This is a genomic window from Neobacillus drentensis (genome assembly GCF_036965425.1).
Lineage (GTDB): Bacteria > Bacillota > Bacilli > Bacillales > Cytobacillaceae > Neobacillus > Neobacillus drentensis_F.
Genome location: NZ_JBALPP010000056.1, coordinates 42,425 through 61,814 on the forward strand (window position 1 = coordinate 42,425; position 19,390 = coordinate 61,814).

General features: G+C 40.9%; 19 protein-coding genes and 2 riboswitches. Of the genes, 3 read left to right on the plus strand and 16 right to left on the minus strand.

The genetic code is table 11. From position 1 onward, the window contains the following. Positions 1 to 11: 11 nt before the first annotated feature. Entirely contained in the window at positions 12 to 287 is a 276-nt protein-coding gene (locus V7161_RS16095; protein ID WP_335713990.1) for a YutD family protein, read from the minus strand. A 115-nt stretch (positions 288 to 402) separates the two neighbouring features. Here V7161_RS16095 and V7161_RS16100 point away from each other — a divergent pair, with 115 nt between their 5' ends. Continuing rightward, positions 403 to 1,038, plus strand: coding sequence for a YhcN/YlaJ family sporulation lipoprotein (locus V7161_RS16100; RefSeq protein ID WP_335713991.1), 636 nt, complete (start codon positions 403 to 405; stop codon positions 1,036 to 1,038). Positions 1,039 to 1,078: 40 nt separating this feature from the next. Here V7161_RS16100 and lipA read toward each other — a convergent pair whose 3' ends face one another. After that, entirely contained in the window at positions 1,079 to 1,996 is a 918-nt protein-coding gene (gene lipA, locus V7161_RS16105) for a lipoyl synthase (protein WP_335713992.1), read from the minus strand. Positions 1,997 to 2,171: 175 nt separating this feature from the next. Here lipA and V7161_RS16110 point away from each other — a divergent pair, with 175 nt between their 5' ends. Continuing rightward, positions 2,172 to 3,161 (plus strand): M23 family metallopeptidase, encoded by a 990-nt coding sequence (locus tag V7161_RS16110; protein ID WP_420491629.1) that lies wholly within the window; start codon positions 2,172 to 2,174, stop codon positions 3,159 to 3,161. Between the two features lie 153 nt (positions 3,162 to 3,314). Here the strand turns inward: V7161_RS16110 and yunB are convergent, their stop codons facing one another. The 14 genes from yunB to V7161_RS16180 form a co-directional block, all read right to left on the minus strand. After that, positions 3,315 to 4,100 (minus strand): sporulation protein YunB, encoded by a 786-nt coding sequence (gene yunB / locus V7161_RS16115; protein ID WP_335713993.1) that lies wholly within the window; start codon positions 4,098 to 4,100, stop codon positions 3,315 to 3,317. 75 nt (positions 4,101 to 4,175) lie between these two features. Continuing rightward, positions 4,176 to 4,478 (minus strand): YunC family protein, encoded by a 303-nt coding sequence (locus V7161_RS16120; RefSeq protein WP_223591917.1) that lies wholly within the window; start codon positions 4,476 to 4,478, stop codon positions 4,176 to 4,178. Between the two features lie 60 nt (positions 4,479 to 4,538). Further along, entirely contained in the window at positions 4,539 to 5,891 is a 1,353-nt protein-coding gene (locus V7161_RS16125) for a bifunctional metallophosphatase/5'-nucleotidase (RefSeq protein ID WP_335713994.1), read from the minus strand. A gap of 7 nt (positions 5,892 to 5,898) precedes the next feature. Beyond that, complete coding sequence (locus V7161_RS16130; RefSeq protein ID WP_335713995.1) at positions 5,899 to 6,720, minus strand: sulfite exporter TauE/SafE family protein; 822 nt, start codon at positions 6,718 to 6,720, stop codon at positions 5,899 to 5,901. A gap of 17 nt (positions 6,721 to 6,737) precedes the next feature. Then, positions 6,738 to 7,583, minus strand: coding sequence for a DUF72 domain-containing protein (locus tag V7161_RS16135; protein WP_335713996.1), 846 nt, complete (start codon positions 7,581 to 7,583; stop codon positions 6,738 to 6,740). 134 nt (positions 7,584 to 7,717) lie between these two features. Next, a complete protein-coding gene (gene sufB, locus V7161_RS16140) occupies positions 7,718 to 9,115 on the minus strand; it encodes a Fe-S cluster assembly protein SufB (RefSeq protein WP_223591947.1) in 1,398 nt (465 codons plus the stop codon). 51 nt (positions 9,116 to 9,166) lie between these two features. Beyond that, complete coding sequence (gene sufU, locus V7161_RS16145; RefSeq protein WP_335713997.1) at positions 9,167 to 9,610, minus strand: Fe-S cluster assembly sulfur transfer protein SufU; 444 nt, start codon at positions 9,608 to 9,610, stop codon at positions 9,167 to 9,169. Continuing rightward, positions 9,600 to 10,829, minus strand: coding sequence for a cysteine desulfurase (locus tag V7161_RS16150; RefSeq protein ID WP_335713998.1), 1,230 nt, complete (start codon positions 10,827 to 10,829; stop codon positions 9,600 to 9,602). The genes sufU and V7161_RS16150 overlap by 11 nt, the downstream gene beginning before the upstream one ends. Beyond that, positions 10,829 to 12,130 carry a Fe-S cluster assembly protein SufD gene (sufD, locus tag V7161_RS16155; protein WP_335713999.1) on the minus strand — a complete coding sequence of 434 codons (1,302 nt, stop codon included), beginning with the start codon at positions 12,128 to 12,130 and terminating at the stop codon, positions 10,829 to 10,831. The genes V7161_RS16150 and sufD overlap by 1 nt, the downstream gene beginning before the upstream one ends. A gap of 18 nt (positions 12,131 to 12,148) precedes the next feature. After that, positions 12,149 to 12,934, minus strand: a complete 786-nt coding sequence (gene sufC / locus V7161_RS16160; RefSeq protein ID WP_223591955.1) for a Fe-S cluster assembly ATPase SufC — start codon at positions 12,932 to 12,934, stop codon at positions 12,149 to 12,151. Between the two features lie 378 nt (positions 12,935 to 13,312). Next, the gene (locus V7161_RS16165) at positions 13,313 to 14,155 is read right to left on the minus strand and encodes a MetQ/NlpA family ABC transporter substrate-binding protein (RefSeq protein WP_335714000.1); all 843 of its coding nucleotides are present in this window, start codon (positions 14,153 to 14,155) and stop codon (positions 13,313 to 13,315) included. 15 nt (positions 14,156 to 14,170) lie between these two features. Next, positions 14,171 to 14,839, minus strand: a complete 669-nt coding sequence (locus tag V7161_RS16170) for a methionine ABC transporter permease (RefSeq protein ID WP_223591959.1) — start codon at positions 14,837 to 14,839, stop codon at positions 14,171 to 14,173. Further along, the gene (locus V7161_RS16175; RefSeq protein ID WP_335714001.1) at positions 14,832 to 15,857 is read right to left on the minus strand and encodes a methionine ABC transporter ATP-binding protein; all 1,026 of its coding nucleotides are present in this window, start codon (positions 15,855 to 15,857) and stop codon (positions 14,832 to 14,834) included. The genes V7161_RS16170 and V7161_RS16175 overlap by 8 nt, the downstream gene beginning before the upstream one ends. Before the next feature lie 159 nt (positions 15,858 to 16,016). Then, positions 16,017 to 16,121: riboswitch (SAM riboswitch) on the minus strand. A 116-nt stretch (positions 16,122 to 16,237) separates the two neighbouring features. Next, positions 16,238 to 17,554: an O-acetylhomoserine aminocarboxypropyltransferase/cysteine synthase family protein gene (locus V7161_RS16180; protein ID WP_335714002.1), complete on the minus strand. Its 1,317-nt coding sequence runs from the start codon at positions 17,552 to 17,554 to the stop codon at positions 16,238 to 16,240. Positions 17,555 to 17,612: 58 nt separating this feature from the next. Further along, a riboswitch (SAM riboswitch) is annotated at positions 17,613 to 17,718 on the minus strand. Between the two features lie 716 nt (positions 17,719 to 18,434). On the opposite strand from V7161_RS16180, the gene V7161_RS16185 reads away from it, so the two are divergent. After that, on the plus strand, positions 18,435 to 19,244 hold the full coding sequence (locus V7161_RS16185; protein WP_335714003.1) for a nuclease-related domain-containing protein: 810 nt from the start codon (positions 18,435 to 18,437) through the stop codon (positions 19,242 to 19,244). Positions 19,245 to 19,390: the final 146 nt, after the last annotated feature.

Sequence of the window (19,390 nt, forward strand, 5' to 3'; positions counted from 1 at the left end):
CTGGCCCTTCGTTATTTTTTTACCTTTTTCAAAACAAAATAAGCACAGCCGAAGTTGCAGTATTCATAAAGATATTCGCTGAGCGTGCTTATTTTTGTATCAAAGGTAGCTTTTTGATTTTGGTCTTCAAAAAAACCTTTTAAACGGAGCTGGCCATAACCCCAGTCTCCCACAATGTAATCATATCTTGACAAAATATCGCTATATCTCGTTTTTAGGGCATCCTCATTAAAACCATTCCGATGCTCCTGCACCAATTCATACATGGTGTTGTTAATATTTATCATCCTTTTTCACCTCAATTTGCCAGACACTCTTAATTCCCATTATAACCGATTCACCATCAATTACTAAGAAAAAAAATCCTCCCTTTGGCTATTCTAATAAAAGGAGGTGTTAAGCTTGAAAAAGTCAATCATCGTCATTGGATTGTGTACGCTTACTGCTTTAACTGGATGTGCAAAAGACACTAAGAATGACATCTATGAGGAAAGCGGTAATACCATTAATGTCAATAATAAGCGACATGAGCTCTACAATGAAGGAGCAGGCCGCGGCATTCGAAATGTCAGCAACAATTATGGGTATGTCCGCCACCAAAAGAGTCCGTTGATGAATGATAACACAGCCAATAATCATTATACAGCTCTTGATCGGGAACAGCTTGCTAACATAATCAGCAAGTACAGTACCAATATCCATAATGTAAATGATGTAGCCACCCTTGTAACAGACCAAGAAGTCTTAATTGCATATGACACAAATTCCAAGGACCGAAATTTAACAGCGGATCAGGTGAAAAAAACGGCAATGTCCGTTGTCCCAAGGTATTACCACGTTTACGTGACTGACAATAAGGTATTAATGCGCGACGTTGAAAATTTGGCAAATCTCGATTCAACAAGCCGTAATACCCGGAATTTGGTCAATGGCTTGATTAAACAAATGAAAAAATCTCCTCAGGGTTCACGTATGAACACTACTGAGGACGAAAATGGTCTTACTCCGGACGATCGAAATTACATGCACAATAAGTAATAAAAAGAGTTCAGTCATCCCAGACTGAACTCTTCTACGTTTATGCTTTTTTTGCTTCCACTTCACCAAGTAATTGCTTATGCTTTGCAGCAGCATTTACCTGTTCATCGGCATGGTAAGATGAGCGTACTAAAGGACCGGCTTCACAGTGGCTAAAGCCCTTGCTTATGGCAATTTGCTGAAGTTCTTTAAATTCATCAGGACTATAATATTTCTCAACCCTCAAATGACTCTTGGTAGGCTGTAAATATTGTCCGATGGTCATAATATCCACATGGTTTGCTCGCAGGTCGTCCATTACTTCCAGGATTTCTTCCTTTGTTTCGCCAAGTCCAATCATTAAGCTGGATTTCGTCGGAATGGTTGGCTGCATTTCTTTTGCCCGTCGTAAAAATTCTAGCGAGCGGTCGTACTTAGCACGTGCTCGAACTCTTGGAGTCAAACGGCGAACAGTTTCAATATTATGGTTTAATATGTCTGGTTTAGCATCCATTAAAAGCTGTAAATTTTCTTCTTTTCCACCCATATCGGAAGGAAGAACTTCAATGCTTGTGAATGGATTTTTCCGGCGAATCGCTCGTACTGTTTCGGCAAATACAGCAGCACCGCCGTCCTTTAAATCATCGCGTGCAACAGCTGTAACAACCACATGCTTTAAGTTCATAAGCTGAACGGAGTCGGCCACTCGTTCTGGTTCTTGCCAATCGAGTTCTGTTGGCAGACCCGTTTTAACGGCACAGAAGCGGCAGGCACGGGTACATGTATCACCAAGGATCATAAAGGTTGCCGTACGTCTTACAGCCCAGCATTCATGAATATTAGGGCATTTAGCCTCTTCACATACAGTATGAAGGTTTTTCTCGCGCATCATTTTCTTCAAGCCCGTATATGACTCATTCGTGTTAAGCTTTATTTTTAACCACTCAGGTTTACGTAATATTTCTTCTTTCTTGCTCATTTTTACACCCCTTGCAATCCACTTATGTATGGAAAATGAGTTCTTCTGTTGTCACTTTAACATATGCCTGCCTTTACGACAAGCAATCAATTCTTCTTACCAATTATTAACCATAATGAAATTGTTTAGAAAACATAAACTAAACTTGTACATTAATCGGAAGGAGGATTCCTGCGTGAGGGTTGTTCTGATGATTGGAACTTTCCTTTTATTTTTTACCTCTACATTTGCTGTCAGGGATGCTCAAGCTAAGGAACCTGATCCCTATCAGGAAAGAATGAAGCTTTATAAAAAAGTGGAAACCGTTACTAATATACCCTGGTACTACTTAGCCGCCATCGATCAATATGAAAGAAGTGTCCGTTTGGCCCGTCGTGATTTACCAAAACCAGACGGGACGATTGCCATTTATTTTCGTCCTGAAGAGTGGTCTGGCTTAACGAATCCGATCCCTAAGACCAAAAATCCGGCCATCATTCAGTTTTTTAATGGAATAGGTGTCGATGGTAATGGAGATGGTAAAGCGAGCTTAAAGAGTGATGAGGATGTTTTATATGCTTTTGCTAATTATCTTCTATCCTATGGTGTCGATCATGATAATATAAAAATCGGACTATGGAATTACTATCATCGCGATAAAACGGTTGGGATTATTGTTGGTAAGGCCAAAATGTACCGCCATTTTGGAAGACTAAATTTGGATACTCAGGTATTCCCTGTCCCAATTCGCTCCAATCACAGTTATCGCAGTACATGGGGAGATGCAAGAGGGTGGGGAGGCAGAAGGATGCATGAAGGCACTGATATTTTTGCCGGCCATGGAGTACCTGTTCGAGCCACCTGTTATGGCATTATAGAGATGAAGGGTTGGAATAAGTTCGGGGGCTGGAGAATCGGCATCCGCGATATTAACAATACCTATCATTATTTTGCCCATCTTAGAGGGTTTGCTGGAAATTTAAAGGTTGGATCTATTGTTGAGCCTGGAATGGTTATTGGCAGTGTTGGAAACACTGGATACGGTCCTCCTGGCACCGCGGGCAAATTTCCTCCGCATTTGCATTATGGCATGTACAAAGATAATGGGATAACAGAATGGTCGTTTGATCCATACCCGCATTTAGCAAAATGGAAGCGGATCGAGCGGATGAATCTAAGGAAATAAGAAAAGCGGAAGCGCCTTGATCAGCCCCGACAAGCATAAGATGCTCCCAAAAGGAAGGCGCTTTTTGCCTTCATTTTGGGAGCGGCTTATGACCTCGAGGGGCTAGGCGCTGGAGCTGGACAAATAAAGGACTTTCCACTAAGGATTGTCCTTTTAGTTTGTCGATTTTGCTTTTTTCTTTTCTTCTGTTTTAGGCAATTCGATGGATGGCAATGCATTGCTGCCATTATTATAAAATTGCGGTACATCGCCCTGAATCAATCTGCCGCCAACAGGAATTTTTTGATCAAGCTTTGTGATTTTTGTCGAAAAAGGAGTAATAATTTGCACCGATACTTCTAAATGAATGGCTACATCGATCCACGTATTATTGATTCCTAGTGGTTTTGGTGTGATTTTTACATCCGGACGGACGTCCCCAATAGCTTGAAACTTTACCGGTATCTTCGGACCAAGGTTCCCGAATAAGGCCATATTGGTTGCCCGCCCAAGCGGTACATTCCATACAATTCCATCAGAATTCGAATTTTCTAATTCTATTTCAACGTCCGTTAATTGCTGTAGGGAAGAAAGATCACCTTTCTCGGCAGCATTAAGATTCTTTTGGATCTGACTGGTGATTTCGGACAATTTCTGATTTACTACTTCCGTTTTTAAGGTTGCGCTAGGCGGAGCTCCGTCCGTGCCTGGTTCAACAGCAATTACATCACCGATCTGGACAGTCTTTTTATTTATAGCTTTCGTAATAACCTGTGAGGCTATTTTTTTAGATTGGGATTCAGCATAACTTATTAACGTCGGTTCAATTCCTTTGTTAATAATCCATATTCCAAAGGCAGTGGAAAAAAGAAAAAAAACAAATGATAACAGCATAACATAACGGAAAGGCAGCGGACCTCGCTTCGTAAACCGTCGGCGAATCTTTGCCAAAACAATCACCCCTTCTAGCTATATGTATGCTTCTAGAAGGTGAACTAGCCCAATTAAAAAGCTTGCTTAGTTAAAAGCAAGCTTTTAAATCATTTTCAGCAAGGCGTCCCTGCCGATCATTCCTTGGTGGATTCCCAGTTCTTCTGCCTCAAATGTCACCGATTCCATTGGCGCATTTAGAAGCTGATCGATGGTTCTTACCCCGACGGCTCTTCCCGCAATAATTTTCCGGTCCTTCAATTTTTCATTTAAAAGACCGACATCCAAGGCACCGCACATGATATATCCTTTATCGCTTGAAATGGCAAGCAATGTTGTTTTTGGAAGTAAAACGGTCACCGCCAAAAAGGTATGGCCGTCTATTTCGATTGGTGAAAGCTCAATCAATTCCTACACTCCTTTCCTCATTATCACATTATGACAATGATCAAAAAAGAGTGTATTCAACTAGGACATCTGCTGCAATTTCCATTTTAATAGATCCCGCAAGAACTCAGGCAGGAAATAGTTTTTTTGTTTAGAAGGAATGACCTCTTTGAAAAAATGGCCGAACGTAAACATATCTGGCATGGCTAAGGTGTACTTTTCCTCCATCCCCAGTGGTTTGCCATTCATGAATATCCTTCCATCTTGGACTAGAATACCTTCATATACAAATATCCCAAGAACGTCTCCTCTAAATCCTAATCCTTTGATTTGTTTATGTGGAAGGTTTTCATCCTGGGTTTCTGAGAGAATATTTTTAAACTCCCTGCCCGTCAGCTCCACGACACACGGATTGATGGGATGAGGGCAAATCGTTAAAAGATCATATTCAGTGACGTCACCTGATAAGGATCCTAGAAGTAGTCCTGCATTGATCATGGCAATATCTGATTTACACCATTCTTTTAACGAAGAGCAAAGGAGTCTGGAGAAATTTGTTTCCTTATATGGATCATTTAATAGCGGTACTTGAAGAGTTGTTACTTTTTGGCTTAATCGTTCTTTACCTAGACTAAGGAATGCCTGGATCTGCTCCTGTTCATTAGCAGCCTCCGGAAGATCCTTTACCTCATAAACTATTGCTTTCTTATCGTTGATTTGCTTTTGATCATTTAGTTTTAGGGTGACATGACCCATCAAATAACCATATTTCCCTGCAGCCCCCAGGAGAGTTTCCCCCACTAACTGGCCCTTTTCAAAATAATGATGTGTATGGGCTCCTAAAATGACATCAATCTCCTGAAACTCACTGGCAATTTTTTCATCATCCTGTAAGCCAAGATGAGAAAGACAGATGATGATATCTGATTGTTCTTTTAAGCTTGGGAGCCATCTTTTCAGCTCCATGATGGGATCTGTAAGCTTCCAGCCAAGCAATTCATATAGATGCGCAAAATTTGCCGTTACCCCAATGACCCCGATACGGGTTCCGTTTTTTGTCGGATAAATCTTATATGGTTTAACCCAGCTTGGATAAACTTGATTTTTTTTATAAAAGTTCGCAGTAAGTATATCGAAATGTGCTTCATCATATAGATGATCCAAATCATCATATGGGAGGTTGATTCCTTCGTTATTTCCAATCGTGATGGCGTTATATTCGCACTCATTTAATAATTGAATGTTTCCTTTTCCTTTAGTTGCCTCCGAATATGGATGCCAGCGGTCGATAAAATCGCCGATATCAAATAGCAGTATTTCCTCTTTATGTTTTTGATGATGCGTTTTTCTTTGTTTGAGGAATTTCTCAATTCGAGGCCAATTTTCCAAGTGGCTGTGAACATCATTAGTATGATAAATATGTATGGTTTCCATTTGTATCTTATCCTGCAATTCCTTCATAGATTAATCGTATGCCGACAATAACTAGAACCGTCCGCAATAATAATACGATCGTTTTACTCTTAAGCTTAGTATTTAAGTAGACCCCCACCCTGGCGCCAATCCACGCCCCAGGTACTAGTGCCAGTGCATAAAGCCAATTGACATTCCCGAGCGTTATATGCGTAATGGAACTGAGGATTGATGTTGGTAAAATCATAAACATCGAGGTAGCCGTAGCGACGTGCGGCGGGAAGAAGAAGACTAATATCATCGTTGGTACCATCAGTGAGCCTCCGCCGACCCCAAATATCCCTGATATAAACCCAACAATAAATGCAACGAGAACGCCAATCATTGGATTATAGCCGTATTCAAACGTTTTCCCCGTATTGTCCGTAAAAGTACGGACAATTCCTTTTTCCTTTTTATAAGGAATCGGCTTTAGTTTATCTTTTAGCAGTAAAATGACTGAGACAAAAATAATGAACAACCCAAAAAGAATATTAAAAGAATGCATCGGTAATTTTTCTGTTACCCATGCTCCAAGAATACTGCCGGGACCACTGCCAATCAAGAAAATTAATCCGCTCTTATAATCGACGGTCTTATATTTCATATAAGCAAGCGTAGAGGATAGCCCTGTAAAAATCATCGTGAACAAGGACGTTCCTACCGCAACCTGCGGGGTTACATGGCCAAAGGCTGAAAATGATCCTAAGTAAAGCAAGGCGGGAACAACGATAATTCCTCCTCCTAAACCAATGAGCGAGCCAAGTGAACTCGCTGCCAGTCCTATCACAACCAAAAGAATCCATTCCATTTTTACACCTTCTATTTTTAAAATAAATCTAACTGCCTTGGGGCAAGCCCTTCATATTCAATCTGAAGCAGTTCCATCATTTGTTTAGCGTTATCTGCCGCGTCACCGCCCGAGTTATTATTAAAGAGGAGATATACATCACTGCATTCATTTTTAAGCTTTGCGATGGATTCGGCCCATTCTTCTAATTCCTCGTGGTTATAGCGATATAGGAACCGGACTTCCCGCCAATCCACGTCGGTTCGTTTTTGCCAGCCGTGGATATTTCGGCCATGAAACCTGACAAGTACTTTTTCAGGAGTGGTGGTTTGAAGAATGGTTGGCACAGATCCTTCCCCGGACTGAGGTTCATCACATATGCTATGAATCCATTTTTCTTCCTTCATAAATTCTAATGTTCTTTGAAGGTATTCTGGTTTGAACCAAGATTGATGCCGGAATTCAAGGGCGCATGGAATTGCTCCCATTTCTTGCTTGCACCATCGTAAGTAGTCGACATTTTCTCGTTTGCAGTCAAACCACGGTGGAAATTGAAAAAGGACCATTGCTAGTTTATTTTGTTCTATGTATGGCTCGAGTGATTCCTTAAACGCATTAAACATTGCCTGTTTTGTATCAAAGGGTATTTCTCCCCGTAAATGCCCGGTCATTCCTTGAAAGGCCTTGACGATAAACTGGAAGCTTTCCGGCGTTTCATTAACCCATTTTTGTGCGTTCCGCAGCGGCTGAATCGCATAAAATGCAGTGTCTACTTCAACAATAGGAAAATGGCCTGCGTACTCTTTCAATTTATCTCTTGAGGCAATATGACCAGGATATAAGCTGTCTTGGTCCCCCCATCCGGTTACTCCAATATAAATCAACTCATTCACCTCCACCACTTAATAATAGCATAACCATTTTAAGGCGGAGGGTAATTATAGTGTGCTCAAATCTCAATTTCAGCATCAAAAAAACCGCCTGCCATCACGGCAAGCGGGTAATTCTTTCAAAAATATTAACCGATGGAGCCTTCCATCTCGAACTTGATCAATCGATTCATCTCAACGGCGTATTCCATTGGCAGTTCTTTTGTAAATGGCTCGATGAAGCCCATAACGATCATTTCAGTTGCTTCCTGCTCAGAAATACCGCGGCTCATCAGGTAGAAGAGCTGCTCTTCAGAAACCTTGGAAACCTTGGCTTCGTGCTCAAGTGAAATGTTGTCGTTTAAGATTTCGTTGTAAGGAATTGTATCTGAAGTTGACAAGTTATCCATAATCAACGTATCGCACTCAATATTTGCACGCGCACCGTCAGCTTTGCGTCCGAAGTGAACCTGACCGCGGTAGGTTACTTTACCACCATGCTTAGAAATAGACTTAGATACGATCGTTGAAGATGTATTTGGTGCCAAGTGAATCATTTTCGCTCCGGCATCCTGGTGCTGTCCTTTACCTGCGATAGCAATTGACAATGTCAAACCGCGGGCGCCTTCCCCTTTTAAAATAACCGCAGGATACTTCATGGTTAACTTCGAACCGATGTTACCATCAATCCATTCCATGGTCGCATTTGCTTCACAAACTGCACGCTTGGTAACTAGGTTGAAAACGTTATTTGCCCAGTTTTGAATCGTTGTATATCGGCAGTATGCATCCTTTTTAATGATAATTTCAACAACCGCACTGTGAAGCGAGTTTGTTGTATAAACTGGAGCTGTACAGCCCTCAACATAATGCACGTGTGCGCCTTCATCAACGATGATTAATGTACGCTCGAATTGACCCATGTTTTCAGAGTTAATTCGGAAGTACGCTTGTAGCGGCGTATCCACTTTCACACCTGGCGGTACATAGATGAATGATCCGCCGGACCAAACAGCAGAGTTTAATGCCGCAAACTTATTATCAGTTGGCGGAATAACCTTAGCCCAGTGCTCGCGGAAAATGTCTTCATTTTCTTTAAGCGCGGAATCTGTATCTTTAAAGACAATTCCTAGTGCTTCAAGGTCTTCCTTCATGTTATGGTAAACAACCTCTGATTCATATTGTGCAGATACCCCAGCAAGATACTTTTGTTCTGCTTCAGGAATACCCAATTTATCAAAAGTTGCTTTAATTTCTTCAGGTACTTCGTCCCATGACTTCTCTGACTTCTCAGATGGTTTTACGTAATACGTAATTTCATCGAAATTTAAAGAACCCAAATCTCCGCCCCATTGCGGCATTGGCATATTGTAAAAATGCTCAAGTGATTTCAAACGGAAATCCAGCATCCATTGCGGCTCGCTCTTTAGCTTTGAAATCTCTTCAACAATTTCCTTTGTCAATCCACGCTTTGATCGGAATATGGAAACGTCTTTATCGGCAAAACCATATTTATAATCACCGATTTCAGGCATTTTTTTTGCCATTATCGTGTCCTCCATTCATAAACGAGAGGGGCACTCAAAACCCCTGCCGTTCTATTGTTGTTCCTCTTCCTTTAAACTCTTTTCCATTGCCTTCCAAGCAAGTGTGGCACACTTAATTCGGGCTGGAAATTTGCAAACACCTTGAAGTGCCTCGATATCGCCTAAATCGATATCGTCTTCATCGTAATCTTTGCCCTGCATCATATCGGAAAAAATCTGCGCCAGCTTTAATGCTTCTTCGATTTTCTTCCCTTTAATCGCCTGCGTCATCATCGACGCAGAGGACATCGAGATCGAGCAGCCTTCCCCTTCCTGCTTGGCGTCTACCACGATCCCATCTACCACCTTAAGGGTTAAGCGAATGCGGTCACCGCAGGTTGGGTTGTTCATATCTATCGTATGGCTGCCATCTTCCAAAACCCCGCGATTACGAGGATTTTTATAATGGTCCATAATAACTTGACGGTACAGTGTATCTAAATTATTAGAAGACATCGCTGAAATACTCCTTTGTTTTGACAAGCCCTTCAACAAGTTTATCAATATCTTCTTCAGTATTGTACAAATAGAAGCTTGCACGAGCAGTTGCGGAAGCTTTTAACCATCTCATCAGCGGCTGGGCACAATGATGTCCGGCGCGAACTGCAATACCTTCCGCATCTAAAACAGTCGCCACATCGTGCGGGTGAACGTCTGCTAGATTAAACGTTATAAGTCCTGCACGCTTTGCCGGATCAAGCGGACCATAAATGGTCATGCCTTCAACCGTTGACATTTTTTCTAAAGCATATGCTGCAAGCTTATGTTCATGCTCGGCAATATTGTCTAAGCCAACTTCATTTAAAAAATCGATGGCAGCGCCGAGACCGACAGCACCTGCAATAATTGGTGTGCCTCCCTCGAACTTCCACGGCAGCTCTTTCCACGTTGATTCGTATAATTGAACGAAATCAATCATTTCGCCGCCAAATTCGATAGGCTCCATTTTTTCAAGTAAATGTTTTTTCCCATAAAGAACACCAATGCCGGTCGGACCGCACATTTTGTGTCCTGAAAAAGCGAAGAAATCACAATCTAAATCTTGAACATCAATTTTCATATGCGGAGCACTTTGCGCACCATCCACTACCATAACCGCTCCATTTTCATGGGCAATCTGGGCGATTTCTTTGATTGGATTGATGACACCAAGAACGTTGGATACCTGCATCACCGAAACAATTTTCGTATTCGGTGTCACTGTTGCTCGTACATCCTCGAGTGAAATCGTTCCATCCTCTTGAAGCGGGATGTATTTGAGCTGGGCACCTGTCCGTCTCGCTACCTGCTGCCACGGAATAATATTACTGTGGTGCTCCATATACGTAATGACGATTTCATCGCCTTCCTTCAGGTTCGCCGCCGCGTAGCTTGCAGCAACTGTGTTGATGGAAGTTGTTGTACCTCTTGTAAAAATAACTTCTTGCATAGACTTGGCATTGATGAACTTACGAACCTTTTCACGGGCACCTTCGTAAGCATCAGTAGCTCTTGTTCCTAGTGTATGCACACCACGGTGGACATTGGAATTGATTTCACGATAATATTTTTCCACGGCTTCAATAACCTTTAGCGGCTTTTGGGAAGTTGCTGAACTATCCAAATATACTAAAGGCTTCCCGTTAACCTCTTGATCTAGGATTGGAAACTGTTTGCGAATATCCCCGATATTCATTAGCGTACTTTCCTTTCGATCACTTCAGTTAACTGTTTCTTTACTCCTTCAATCGGAAGCTGGTTCACAACTGGAGCAAGGAAGCCATGAATAACTAAACGTTCTGCTTCTTTTTTCGCAATGCCGCGGCTCATTAAATAATAGAGCTGGATTGGGTCAACACGGCCAACTGACGCTGCATGTCCTGCAGTTACATCGTCCTCATCAATGAGGAGAATTGGGTTGGCATCGCCGCGTGCTTTTTCGCTAAGCATTAGTACACGTGATTCCTGCTCTGCATTTGATTTAGAAGCGCCATGTTCAATTTTGCCAATTCCATTGAAAATAGAAGAAGCGCTATCCTTCATTACGCCGTGCTTTAAGATATAACCTTCTGTATGTTTACCAAAGTGTACGACTTTAGTTGTAAAGTTTTGTGTTTGCTCTCCGCGTCCAACCACAACTGTTTTCGTGTCGCCATATGCGCCGTCACCCAGCAGGTTTGTGGTATTTTCGGAAATCGTATTGCCTTCATTCATTAAACCAAGCGCCCATTCAATCCGAGCATCTCTGCCAGCAACACCACGGCGGTTCACGTAGGTAGTGATTCCTTTTGCCAGGTAATCAACCGCTCCATATTGAACCTTCGCATTACTATTGGCAATGACTTCGGTTAGAATGTTGGCTAATGCATTCGATTCTTCCATCGTTGAAATATAGTTTTCAACATAAGTTACGGAGCTGTTGTCATCCGCCACGACAATCACATGATTGAATAGATTCGCTTGGGCATCATCCTGTACATACACCGCTTGAATTGGTTCAGAGATTTCAACATTTTTAGGAATGTATAAGAAAGCTCCCCCATTCACAAGCGCAGCGTGAAGGGCAGTTAAACGGTGCTCATCAGCGTTAATTGCCTGTGTCATATAGTACTTTTTCAAAATGTCGCCATGGTTCTTTGCAGCGGTGAAAATATCGGTAAAGATAACACCCTTCGCTTTTAAATCTTCTGATAAAGATAAAAAGGCAGGAGTCTGGTTTCGTTGAATGTATAAGTTCTTATTCTCTTCAACTAATGCTTTTACTTCCTCTGGAAGTTCGGCTAATGAAGTGTATGCAGCACTTTTTACAACATGCTGATCAAATTGCGTGAAGTTCCACTTATCAATTTTTGTTTTATCCGGACGAGGCATAGGCACTTCCTCGAAATAGTCTAATGCCTTCAGACGAAGCTCTGCAAACCAGGCAGGTTCGCCTGTCTCTTTTGAAAAAGAGCTTACAAACCCCTTGTCAAATGGTAATTTTGTTTCTGTTGTCATTGTAATCCTCCTAACTGCTTACGCTTCTTGCCCAACTGTTTCATCTTCAATGCCGAGCTCTTTCTTGATCCAGTCATATCCTTCTGCTTCTAAGCGTTGTGCCAACTCTGCTCCGCCTGATTTCACAATGCGGCCTTGCATCATAATATGCACATGGTCAGGAGTGATATAGTTTAAAAGACGTTGATAGTGAGTAATAATTAAGCAGCCAAATTCTTCGCCGCGCATTTCATTAACACCCTTTGATACAACCTTAAGAGCATCAATATCAAGCCCTGAGTCGATTTCATCAAGGATTGCAATTTTTGGCTCAAGCATCATCAATTGAAGGATTTCGTTACGCTTTTTCTCACCGCCGGAGAAGCCTTCGTTCAAATAGCGCTGAGCCATATCTAAATCCATTTCTAGGAATTCCATTTGCTTATCCATTTTACGAATGAATTTCATAAGGGAAATCTCATTGCCTTCACCCAAACGGCTATTAAGCGCAGAACGTAAAAAATCGGCATTCGTTACGCCGTTAATTTCACTTGGATATTGCATTGCAAGGAAAAGACCTGCGCGGGCACGCTCATCTACTTCCATTTCAAGAACATTTTGACCATCCAATGTGATGCTGCCGCTTGTTACTTCATATTTTGGGTGTCCCATGATGGCGGAAGATAAAGTAGATTTACCTGTTCCGTTAGGACCCATAATTGCGTGAATTTCTCCACCTTTTATTTCAAGGTTTACACCCTTTAAGATTTCTTTCCCATCAATTTCTACGTGTAAATCCTTGATAGTTAAAGTTGATCCAGCCATAATAATACCTCCGAAAAGAATGTTTTGTATCTTGTAGATCATAGGAGATCTATAACTCTATTCTCATTTTATTCTCATTACAATCTTATAACAAATGAAATGTATTAGCAACTCTTAAACAGTAAAAACCAAGCAGCTATTTTCATTGAGGATGTCCTAAATGAGAATGAAAAGAGTGGTTTTTAAAAAATTCAGAAAACTATCCAATTATTAAAACACACTCGATTAAAATGATACCTCATTTTTTTACCAATTGCCAAGTGAATTCAGGTTGAAAGTCTTTTCTATTTTTACCCATTTAGGTTGATTCATGTATCATCGCTTTCTACCTAATTTAGACGAAAAAGCAGGCACACATCGCCTGCTTTTTCATATTCCTTATTCAGAAACCGGTACAACGGCACCTTTGTATTTTTCAAGAATGAAATCTTGGATTTCTTTAGAATGAAGTACTTCAACAAGCGCTTTGATTGCTGGCTTGTTTTCATCACCTTTACGAACCGCAATCACGTTTACATATGGTGATTCTTTATCTTCAATCGCAATAGAATCTTTTACTGGGTTTAGGCCCGCATCAATCGCATAGTTTGAATTGATAAGAACTGCATCGCCTTCGCCATTGTTATAAATTTGCGGTAATAATTTTGCTTCATAATTTGCATCGAATTTTAAGTTCTTTGGATTTTCAACAACGTCTTTCAACTCAGCTTTAGTTTTATCAATACCTTCTTTTAGCTTGATTAGACCTTCTTTTTCAAGCAATGAAAGAAGACGGCCGTGGTCTGCTACAGAGTTGCTCATGATTAGGTGGGCACCATTTGGAAGGTCGCTTAGCTTTTTGTATTTCTTAGAATATATACCAATTGGCTCGATATGGATTCCGCCAGCATTGACAAAATTATATCCAAACTCTTTATTTTGAGACTCGAGGTAAGGAATGTGCTGGAAATAGTTAGCATCAAGTTCTTTTGAAGCAAGGGCTTTGTTTGGTAAAACATAGTCCGTAAATGTTGTAATTTTTAAGTTAATCCCTTTTTCTTTTAACAGCGGTGCTGCTTTTTCAAGAATTTCAGCGTGGGGAACAGTAGATGCTCCGACCACTAATGTTGTTGTTTTGCTGCCCTTTTCACTAGTACCTTCTGATTTATCTTCAGATTTACCGCAAGCTGCCAGCGCAAGTGCAAGTGTTAATGCTAAAAGTACTGTTAACCATTTTTTCATTTTAACCTCTCCTTTTTATCGTTTATCTAATTTTGAAGTGATGAAATCACCAATAAATTGAATCACAAACACAATAAGTAAAATGACGACGGTAGCCATGAAGGTTACATCATTTTGATTTCGCTGGTATCCATAGTTGTAGGCGAGACTTCCTAAGCCGCCTGCACCAATTGCTCCCGCCATCGCTGTGTAACTGACAAGGGCAATCGCTGTAACTGTAATACCTGAAATGAGCGCCGGCATTGATTCCGGAAGAAGCACCTTCCAGATAATCGTACCAGTTGTTGCTCCCATTGATCTGGCTGCTTCAATGACTCCTTTATCAATCTCTCTTAGTCCAATTTCCACCATCCGCGCATAAAACGGCGCAGCACCAATTATTAATGATGGTAATGCAGCATTAACACCAATCATAGATCCAACCAATATCGTCGTTAACGGAATTAATAACACGATTAAGATAATAAATGGTATAGAACGGAAAATATTTACTATCGTACTGAATACTGCGTTAATCGGTTTATTTCCCCATAAATTTCCATTAGAAGTAAGAAATAATATTAAGCCAAGCAAGGTCCCTAAAATAAAGGTTGCAAGCACTGAGATCCCTGTCATATATAGGGTATTTTTTGTTTCTTGCCACAAAATAAGCCAATCAACATTTGGAAAATATTCCTTAATCATTTGCTACCACCTCCACTCCTACCTGCTGAGAACGGATAAAGTCAACTGCATTAATGACTTCTTTTTCGTCCCCATCGATATGGATGAAAAGCGTACCATATGAACCACTTTGCGTTTGTGATATTTTCCCCTGCAGGATATTTACCGTTACATTGTTATTTCTTATTAAATTTGTGATGACCGGCTGTTCAGCAGATTCCCCAATGAAGGTTAATTGGACAATTAAACCGGAAGGATAACGTTCAAGCAAATGATCTGCCGTATCCTTGGTATCTTCCGGCTCTGTCACTTGTTGAACGAATCGTTTTGTAATCGGCTGCTGCGGGTTTTTAAAAACATCGAGTACTGAGCCAATCTCAACTACTTTTCCGCTTTCCATTACCGCAACACGGTGGCAAATTTTACGAATGACATGCATCTCATGGGTAATCAAAACAATGGTTAAGCCCAGCCGTTTATTAATATCAACTAATAATTCCAAGATTGAGTCGGTTGTTTGTGGATCGAGTGCAGAGGTTGCTTCATCACAAAGCAATACCTTTGGGTTATTCGCAAGTGCCCTGGCAATTCCGACCCTCTGTTTTTGCCCGCCGCTCAGCTGTGAAGGATAAGCATTCTCTCTGCCTTCAAGGCCAACGAGCTTAATGAGCTCATTAACTCTTTTTTGTCTTTGTGAGCTTGGAACCCCAGCTATTTCTAATGGAAAAGCAATATTTTCGCTAACGGTCCTTGACCAAAGAAGATTAAAATGTTGGAAAATCATGCTGATTTCCTGGCGTGCCTTTCGAAGTTCACTGCCTTTAATTTTTGAGATAATACGACCAGCTACTGTTACGGTTCCATCGGTTGGCAGCTCAAGTCCGTTAAGCATACGGATTAAAGTACTTTTCCCAGCACCGCTATATCCAATTACCCCGAAGATTTCCCCTTCTTTAATATCCAGGTTTACGTCATCGACGGCTTTTAGCTGCCCCTGTTTCGAAGGATAGATTTTTCGGACATTTTTTATCGAGATCATAGATTCGTTTCACCTACTTTTTAGCCTGTTTACTTAAAATTCTGAAATTACAACCTATTACTTGATTATATGGTTTGATTGTTTGGTAGAAATATTCCTATTTCAGGAAAATAAAATGCCTTTCTGCACAGGCAGAAAGGCATTATTAATATAACCTTTCTCCCATCTCCCAAAGCAATCGCTTTGTGTGAATTGGCACCATTTCAATAAATTGACGGTTGCCGGGTTTCATCGGGCACATCCCTCCACCTCTCTTGATAAGAGCATCCTATATATTCAATTAACACGTTCATTTATTAAGTAATTATTTCACGAAAGTTATCGTAACACGTATAAAAAGGTGTGTCAATGAAATTTTCGAAAAAATAATTTAGGAAATTTTAAACATTTGCTTTTAACGAAGTTAAGCCTGTTGCAGCCTCAATAGCTGATTCTAGGTCTTCAATCAGATCCTCGACGTTCTCGATACCGATTGACAGGCGGATTAAATCTTCTGATACACCTGCTGCTTTAAGTCCCTCAGAATCTAGCTGCTGGTGTGTTGTACTCGCCGGATGAATGATTAGGCTTTTTGCATCCCCTACATTGGCAACATGAGCCCATAATGAAAGGGAATCTATTAGCTTCGCTCCTGCTGCTTTTCCACCCTTAATTCCGAAAATCACCATTGACCCTGCACCTTTTGGCAAATACTTTTTGGCTAGGTCGTGATCAGGATGTGTTTTGTGCCCTGGATAGGAAACCCACTCGACGGCAGGGTGATTTAGCAAATATTCGACGACCTGGTTTGTATTGGAAACATGCTCTTTCATGCGAACATGCAGTGTTTCAAGACCAAGTGCAAATAAGAAGGCATTTTGTGGACTTAGGGCTGGTCCAAGGTCACGGAGAAGCTGCACTCGCGCTTTGATAATAAATGCAACGGCCCCTAGTGCCTCTGCATAAACAAGATCATGATAGCTTGCATCTGGAGTAGTAAATCCAGGAAACTTCGGCGAATTCCAATCAAACTTACCGCCGTCAACAATGATGCCTCCTGTCGTGGTTCCATTGCCTAGGAGCCACTTGGTTGCGGAATGTACCACAATATCTGCACCATGCTCAATTGGTCTGCAAAGGTAAGGTGTTGCAAACGTATTGTCAATAATTAATGGGACTCCGGCCTCGTGTGCAATTTCTGCCACTTTTTCAATATCAAGAATGCGTAAGCTTGGATTACCAATGGTTTCAGCAAAGACTGCTTTTGTTTTTTCGGTAATAGCCGTACGGAAGTTTTCCGGATTTTCTGCATCTACGAATTTAACTTTAATCCCGTATTTAGGGAGCGTAACTGCAAATAAATTATAGGTTCCGCCATAGAGATTAGAAGCGGCCACAATTTCATCGCCTGCTTCGGCAATATTTAGGATGGCGAGTGTGATGGCAGCCATTCCGCTGGCGACTGCCAGGGCACCAACACCTCCTTCCAGGAGGGAGACACGTTCTTCAAAAACGGTGGTGGTTGGATTATGAATGCGGGTATATATGTAACCTGGTTCTGCTAATCTAAACAGGTTTGCAGCATGTTCTGTGTTTTTAAATTGGTAGGCATTGTTTTGGTAGATTGGAACTGCGCGTGCACCTGTCACTGGATCTGGTGATAAACCGCCATGAACACTTAATGTTTCAAACCGATATTTTTTTTGATTTTCTGCCATTACTCCCACTCCTTTTAAAATAAATAACCCCCGCTTCAATAAGAAGAGGGGGTCTCTCTTCTTATCTTCCGAAGCCTTTTCCGCTTCGCTGGAATTAGCACCTTGGTTGTCCAACCGGTTGCCGGGCATCATCGGGCCAGTCCCTCCGCCTCTCTAGATAAGATTACTTTATTTGGCTGTTCTATTGGTAGAATATTCTAAATTCAGCATACCTGATGTCTAATTCCGAGTCAATAGCTTTGATTAAATTATTTTTGCAAATTCTTCCTGTACCTGTGCTTTTGTGAGGTAAAAAAGGGATTCGAGCAGCAAGATCGTTCTTAAAGGGGCTGATATGCTGAGTTTTAGAGTTCGTAATCTTTGCTTACCCTCGAGGAGGTGTGTCATTGCATTTATATCGCCGCTAATTTCGTATTTGGAGGGTTGGTTTTGAAGAGTAAAAATGGTTCCATTTTTTATTACCAGTTGTATGGACTCTTGATGGGTATTTAAGTTCACACGGAGGTCCGCGTTTTCTATTAATGGTAGGATATGCCTTTGTTCTTTTAATTTTGTTAGAAAATTATTTAAAGCCTCTATCATTTTCACCACTCCGGTCCCATGCTTTTACTAATACTTATTCATCATAGGGCGCTATTATCCTTTTAATAACGCTCGACAGTTATTGCGGTGATTGGCGGAGTGATGTGTCGAAATTGGGGGAATTGTTATAAATTGTTCAAATGTATGTTGTTAAGGATGGGTGATATTTTTATAAAATTTGAAGTAAAGAAAGGGTGTGGAACATGGCTTACAAACCACGAATAGAGTCATTAGAGTTACTGATTCTTAGGATTTTAAACACGCGAATGAGTTGACGGAGGATGAAAGGCAGCATTATTTGAATCTTAAAAAAGGCTACGAAGGGGAAGTTCAGTTTGATTTATTAACGGAGAAAGTGCAAAGTCATTGTTATATTTTAAATGATTTGCTTCTTGAAAGTAATAATAAGGATTTTCAAATTGATTCCTCTCTTATTTTTCAAGAACCACTTTATGTTTTTGAAGTAAAAAATTATCAGGGAAATTTTATTTTTAAACCAGACCGGCTAGAGACGCTCTCTGGCAGGATATATCCAAATCCGCTTGACCAGCTTAAACGCACCAAAACCCTTCTCCGACAATTACTCCAAAATTTAGGGTATAATATACCAATTGAAGGATATGTCGTTTTTAATAACCCCGAGTTTTTCTTGTACCAAGCACCCCTAAACGAGCCCATTATTTATGCACCTCAGTTAAAAACTTTCATGAAAAAATTAAATAGGAAGCAGTCCAAATTGGGCATTCATCATAACAAGCTCGCTGAAAAATTGGTATCTCTTCATAAAATTGTATCTCCTTATTCAAAATTGCGAGCCTATAGTTTTGAGGAGCTGCGGAAGGGATTGACCTGTTCTGCGTGCCATTCCTTTAATGTGTCTTTGATTGGTGGAAAATTAGTATGTGATGACTGCGGGTGTGAAGAGAAAATTGATGCTGCCGTATTGCGGAGTGTAGATGAAATTAAACTGCTGTTCCCCGAGATGAAGATTACCACTAATGTTGTGAGGGAATGGTGTGTGGTTATTAAGTCGCAAAAAATGATTAAAAGAATTTTAATGGAAAACTACAAGGTAATGGGGAAGAAAAAATATACCTATTATGTTTAAGTTTTGGGTAGATAGGTCCTATGCAGTCTTATCGACTGTGGCTGTCCTATTTTTGAGTTGACTAGCTTTATGATTCGTCCTTATCGACCGTGACTGCCCTTTTTTGTTTCTGGCGGGCTTTATGAACCGTTCTTATCGACCGTGAC

What these genes read in the sequence shown, in the direction of transcription:
- V7161_RS16095 (WP_335713990.1), bottom strand. Translation starts at nt 287, where the DNA reads ATGATAAATATTAACAACACCATGTATGAATTGGTGCAGGAGCATCGG.
- lipA (WP_335713992.1), bottom strand. Translation starts at nt 1,996, where the DNA reads ATGAGCAAGAAAGAAGAAATATTACGTAAACCTGAGTGGTTAAAAATA.
- V7161_RS16125 (WP_335713994.1), bottom strand. Translation starts at nt 5,891, where the DNA reads ATGGAAACCATACATATTTATCATACTAATGATGTTCACAGCCACTTG.
- V7161_RS16130 (WP_335713995.1), bottom strand. Translation starts at nt 6,720, where the DNA reads ATGGAATGGATTCTTTTGGTTGTGATAGGACTGGCAGCGAGTTCACTT.
- sufB (WP_223591947.1), bottom strand. Translation starts at nt 9,115, where the DNA reads ATGGCAAAAAAAATGCCTGAAATCGGTGATTATAAATATGGTTTTGCC.
- sufU (WP_335713997.1), bottom strand. Translation starts at nt 9,610, where the DNA reads ATGTCTTCTAATAATTTAGATACACTGTACCGTCAAGTTATTATGGAC.
- V7161_RS16150 (WP_335713998.1), bottom strand. Translation starts at nt 10,829, where the DNA reads ATGAATATCGGGGATATTCGCAAACAGTTTCCAATCCTAGATCAAGAG.
- sufD (WP_335713999.1), bottom strand. Translation starts at nt 12,130, where the DNA reads ATGACAACAGAAACAAAATTACCATTTGACAAGGGGTTTGTAAGCTCT.
- sufC (WP_223591955.1), bottom strand. Translation starts at nt 12,934, where the DNA reads ATGGCTGGATCAACTTTAACTATCAAGGATTTACACGTAGAAATTGAT.
- V7161_RS16165 (WP_335714000.1), bottom strand. Translation starts at nt 14,155, where the DNA reads ATGAAAAAATGGTTAACAGTACTTTTAGCATTAACACTTGCACTTGCG.
- V7161_RS16170 (WP_223591959.1), bottom strand. Translation starts at nt 14,839, where the DNA reads ATGATTAAGGAATATTTTCCAAATGTTGATTGGCTTATTTTGTGGCAA.
- V7161_RS16175 (WP_335714001.1), bottom strand. Translation starts at nt 15,857, where the DNA reads ATGATCTCGATAAAAAATGTCCGAAAAATCTATCCTTCGAAACAGGGG.
- V7161_RS16180 (WP_335714002.1), bottom strand. Translation starts at nt 17,554, where the DNA reads ATGGCAGAAAATCAAAAAAAATATCGGTTTGAAACATTAAGTGTTCAT.